The 3,923-nt window shown below is 35.6% G+C and carries 4 protein-coding genes; 2 read left to right on the top strand and 2 right to left on the bottom strand.

The genetic code is table 11. The features are described 5' to 3' along the window. Positions 1-137 precede the first annotated feature (137 nt). The gene (locus ACFIJ7_RS09085; protein WP_375645134.1) at positions 138-716 is read left to right on the top strand and encodes a hypothetical protein; all 579 of its coding nucleotides are present in this window, start codon (positions 138-140) and stop codon (positions 714-716) included. A 110-nt stretch (positions 717-826) separates the two neighbouring features. After that, a complete protein-coding gene (locus tag ACFIJ7_RS09080; protein ID WP_375645133.1) occupies positions 827-1,606 on the top strand; it encodes a hypothetical protein in 780 nt (259 codons plus the stop codon). 1,261 nt (positions 1,607-2,867) lie between these two features. Here ACFIJ7_RS09080 and ACFIJ7_RS09075 read toward each other — a convergent pair. Both ACFIJ7_RS09075 and ACFIJ7_RS09070 read right to left on the bottom strand, forming a co-directional pair. Beyond that, positions 2,868-3,323, bottom strand: a complete 456-nt coding sequence (locus ACFIJ7_RS09075; RefSeq protein WP_375645132.1) for a hypothetical protein — start codon at positions 3,321-3,323, stop codon at positions 2,868-2,870. Position 3,324: 1 nt separating this feature from the next. Next, on the bottom strand, positions 3,325-3,750 hold the full coding sequence (locus ACFIJ7_RS09070; RefSeq protein ID WP_375645131.1) for a hypothetical protein: 426 nt from the start codon (positions 3,748-3,750) through the stop codon (positions 3,325-3,327). Positions 3,751-3,923 lie beyond the last annotated feature (173 nt).

Raw genomic sequence — 3,923 nt, 5'->3', positions numbered from 1 at the left:
AAAAATTCGTAATGATATCTGTGATGATAATCAGTCACTAAAAGACGCTGCTTAAATAACGCGTGGGCGCGGCGGGGCCCCCCTCCTTTAAACATCTCATTTAAAAATTTAAATCTCTTTATGAAGGAATTGTGCTCATGCAAAAGAAGTTTGCACTCACAAATGAAACGCGTGTATTTGGTAAACATGTTCTCTACCGTATTAAAGCATTAAAAGACTTTTCTGATGTTAGAGCTGGTACCTTAGGCGGCTTTATTGAAAAGGAAGATAACCTCTCTCATGATGGCAATTGCTGGGTCTATGATGATGCTCTTGTGTTTAAAAATGGTCACGTTTATGAAAATGCAAGGGTTTTTGGCAAGGCTGTCACTTGTGGTCATATCTATGGTCATGCGCGGGTTTATGACAATGCTATCGTTGCTGGCTATGTCTATGATAATGCCCATGTTTATGGCAATGCTGTTATTTCTGATAATTCCCATGTCTATGGTAATGCGCGTGTTTATGGCAAGGCTATTATTTATGATAATGCCTATGTTTATGACAATGCTAGGGTTTATGAAAACGCTCGTATAGCAAATAACGTGCATGTTTTTGAAAATGCCAATATTCATGGAATTGCTGTTATTCGTGAAAATGTCGGCGGGTCTACTAAAATAAAAACCTATACTGAACGTCTCTCTCCTTATGGTGAATTAGAGATTGTCTGGGTCTAATCTAAAGCAGTGTAAATGAAAGCACGGGCGCGGCGGAGGCGCCCCTCTTTCAAATTTTCCCATTCCAAATTTTAGCAAACGTTTATCACATTAGATTGTGAGGATCTTCTATGTGCAAAAAATACGAATTAACCAGTGAAATCAAAAAAATCAAACATGCTCTTACTCGAAATATTACAAGCCTTTATCGCATTAAAGCTTTAAAAGATTTTGATGATATAAAGGCGGGGTCTTTAGGCGGCTTTATTGAAAAGGAAGTTAACCTATCCCATGATGGCAATTGCTGGGTCTATGATGAGGCTTGTGTCTACGGTCATGCAAGAGTGTATGAAAATGCAAAAATACGGCATTATTCGCAAGTCTGTGGTCAAGTTTATGGCAATGCTGAAGTCTATGGAAAGGCTTTTATCTCTCAATATGCTAAAATTTATGACCATGCTTTTATCTATGGCAATGCTCATGTTTATGGCAATATTTATGGTAATGCTCATGTAAATGGTAGTGCCCGCGTTCTTGCTGATGCTCATATTTATGACCATGCGCATGTTTCTTATGATGCTACGATTTTTAGTTATGCACGCGTTTATGGTCATGCCAAGGTTTCTGGCTTGGCATGTATTTATAGCCATGCAAAAATTTATAATTATGCTGTTATTAATGGTCGTGCAAAAATTTATGGCAAGGTTTATGGGAATGCTTGTGTGAGTGGCTCTTGTGAGATTTATGGCTCTGTTTATGGCAATGCTAAAATCTCATATTGTGCAACGATCTGGGGGCGTGCTTATGGCAATGCTAAAATCAACAAAAAAAGCAAAGTAAGGTTGGTTCCAAAAAATTGTGAGGTTTATGAAAGGGATAATGTTGTCAATATAACTGATAAAACAGAATAAAAAGAGACATGGGGGGCGTGCATTCTTTATGGTTATAAACGCATATAAAATGCATTGTTATAAACATATCATAAAAGAGAGAGTAAAATAAAAAAAAGCCGTGCCAAGTGATATGACGCGGCTTTCAAATGTCTATTCTAATGATTAAAATGAATCATCCACATGGAGTAATGAATGCATATATACAAAACGTATCATATTGCAAGCGCTCTATGAGAGATATAAAAACTTATCAAAAGAAACGTAAATGTGCGTATGATCTTTAATCACTCATTTGAATGAGAGAGCCTATAAACGCTTTCATGGCTATCAAACGTACCAAACAAATCAAAATGCTCGGTAGCTTTAACAAAACGGTTTTTACATTTACAAGCATTGGTTTTTAAAACAATCTCTCATAAAGACAACAAACAACCGCTTTTATCAAATGCAAGGCTTTAAAAACTGTTATAAACATCAGTTTCAAACGTTTAAACGTTCATTTAGAAAGGGTCTCATAAGCGTATTTTTAAACTATAACTTTTAAAACGTTTCTTAGTATCAAGTCTAAAGTAGATAGTAATTCTACTGCCATGGCATTGTTCGCTTCCATTTTTTTGTGGAAGCGAATACAGTTGCGTTCTTCAAAACTAGCTATGCACTATATTCATTAAAAAGCTTTTGATTTCATAAGATATAATGTTTTAAATTTCATGACCTTTATTTTCTACCTCGGTAAAAAATACCGTGGTTATAAAATCAATCTTGTCTTTAAATCCTTTGTGCAATCTTTATGAATTAAACCTATAAGCTTATGAATGCTTCAAACAGTTAATTGCTTTAATGCCATTTTAAGGTTTTTCCCAATTTTGGGGAAAACTATATGATCTCTATTTTCTATAAATACGTATCTTTTGATACAATTTACCTTATAACAGTTTCAAACGATTATCCTCTAATAGGTAATAAAATATTGCTATAAGGGATATAGATTTTTGCTTCCCAATTTTGGGAACCAATAATTTTGTTTTTATCATGCGATTAACAATCCAATTATTAAAACAAGATGTGATCTTTAAACGTATGTTATCGATTATTTCAAACAACTAAATTTTTAACAATGTGATTTGTGCTGTGATAAAAACGTATCATAAAATTTATAAACTGTTATGAATGATATCGGCTTTTCATTTCATTTGAATACACACATGCGTTATAATATTTGCATCATGATTTGCTTTTTATGGTCTATTCATACATGGCAATCTTATATAAAAAATAGTCAATTTAAACATGCATAAAAGGATGGATTCTTGAGTGGATTCATATAAAATAATTGCAAACAACATATTGACTTTATTGTGTTTTTTGATATGATATTTCTTACACGGTCTAAGCTATTTTGAAGGGCGGCATTAAAAGACGGATTCTGTCCAACCGTACCACCAGAAGCCATATGTCTAAGATTCATGGCTGCCGACGTTGGATTATAGATTGTATTCATCAAAGAGCGATTTTGATAATGATGAGGAATACTGCCAAGACCACTAATGCCATAGCGCGTTTGATCACTTAACGGGGCAATACGAGGTCCCCCATACACATTACCCCCAATCCCTGTGTCATACATTTGATACGCATCCCTACCCCCACGCTTAAATACATTTTCCATCCAAGCAGGAGGGGCGCTTGTCTGTACCTGCTTTTGTTCTGTTGTTGCTGGTGTCTTGCTCCCCATTTCACAATTCCTTCCTGTAATAAAGCATATCTATGCTGTAACCTTGCTTGTCCAATGCACGTTTCCAACCCAAACGACCCAAGATCTCCATTTCAAAAGCGCCATTCTCACGCGCCCAATCCTCTGCAACTTGCAAATTGTCAACTTGATCAAGAACACCATTGCCACTACATTCACAAATCAGAGCGCGTTTCTTTCCTAAAACTGTCTGTTGTATCTGGGTCGTGACTGCTGCTAAAAAGCGCTCTTCATCATCCAAAACAAGCCATAACTGTTTCTTACCCGTGCAAATAGATTCAATGAGTTCTTGCAACGTAATTTCATGTTTAAAACGCTCTACATACGCATTAAAAGATGCAATGATTTCTTCAAGATAAGGGGCTATACGCTCTATATCCCAAGAACTGGTCAAAAAGACTTTTGCCATTACCCTCTACCAAAAGGACGTAAATCCAAATTAAACCCCGTAATCATCGTACAAGATATTGATTTATAATGATAATTCACTGTTTTGTATGTTGAGTGAGAGTCCCGAATAACGTAAGATTCTCTCATTTCAAATCTGTTTATCTTGAATCAATCAAAACCACTATTTGCACA

This window comes from Bartonella sp. MR100HLJHH (assembly GCF_042194215.1).
Classification (GTDB): Bacteria; Pseudomonadota; Alphaproteobacteria; order Rhizobiales; family Rhizobiaceae; genus Bartonella; species Bartonella grahamii.
Note: the sequence above shows the minus strand (reverse complement) of the source record. Positions and strands in the feature narration are given on the sequence as shown.

Bases quoted from the DNA above. Each gene is read 5' to 3' on its own strand.
- ACFIJ7_RS09085 (WP_375645134.1), top strand. From the start codon at position 138: ATGCAAAAGAAGTTTGCACTCACAAATGAAACGCGTGTATTTGGTAAA.
- ACFIJ7_RS09080 (WP_375645133.1), top strand. From the start codon at position 827: ATGTGCAAAAAATACGAATTAACCAGTGAAATCAAAAAAATCAAACAT.
- ACFIJ7_RS09075 (WP_375645132.1), bottom strand. From the start codon at position 3,323: ATGGGGAGCAAGACACCAGCAACAACAGAACAAAAGCAGGTACAGACA.
- ACFIJ7_RS09070 (WP_375645131.1), bottom strand. From the start codon at position 3,750: ATGGCAAAAGTCTTTTTGACCAGTTCTTGGGATATAGAGCGTATAGCC.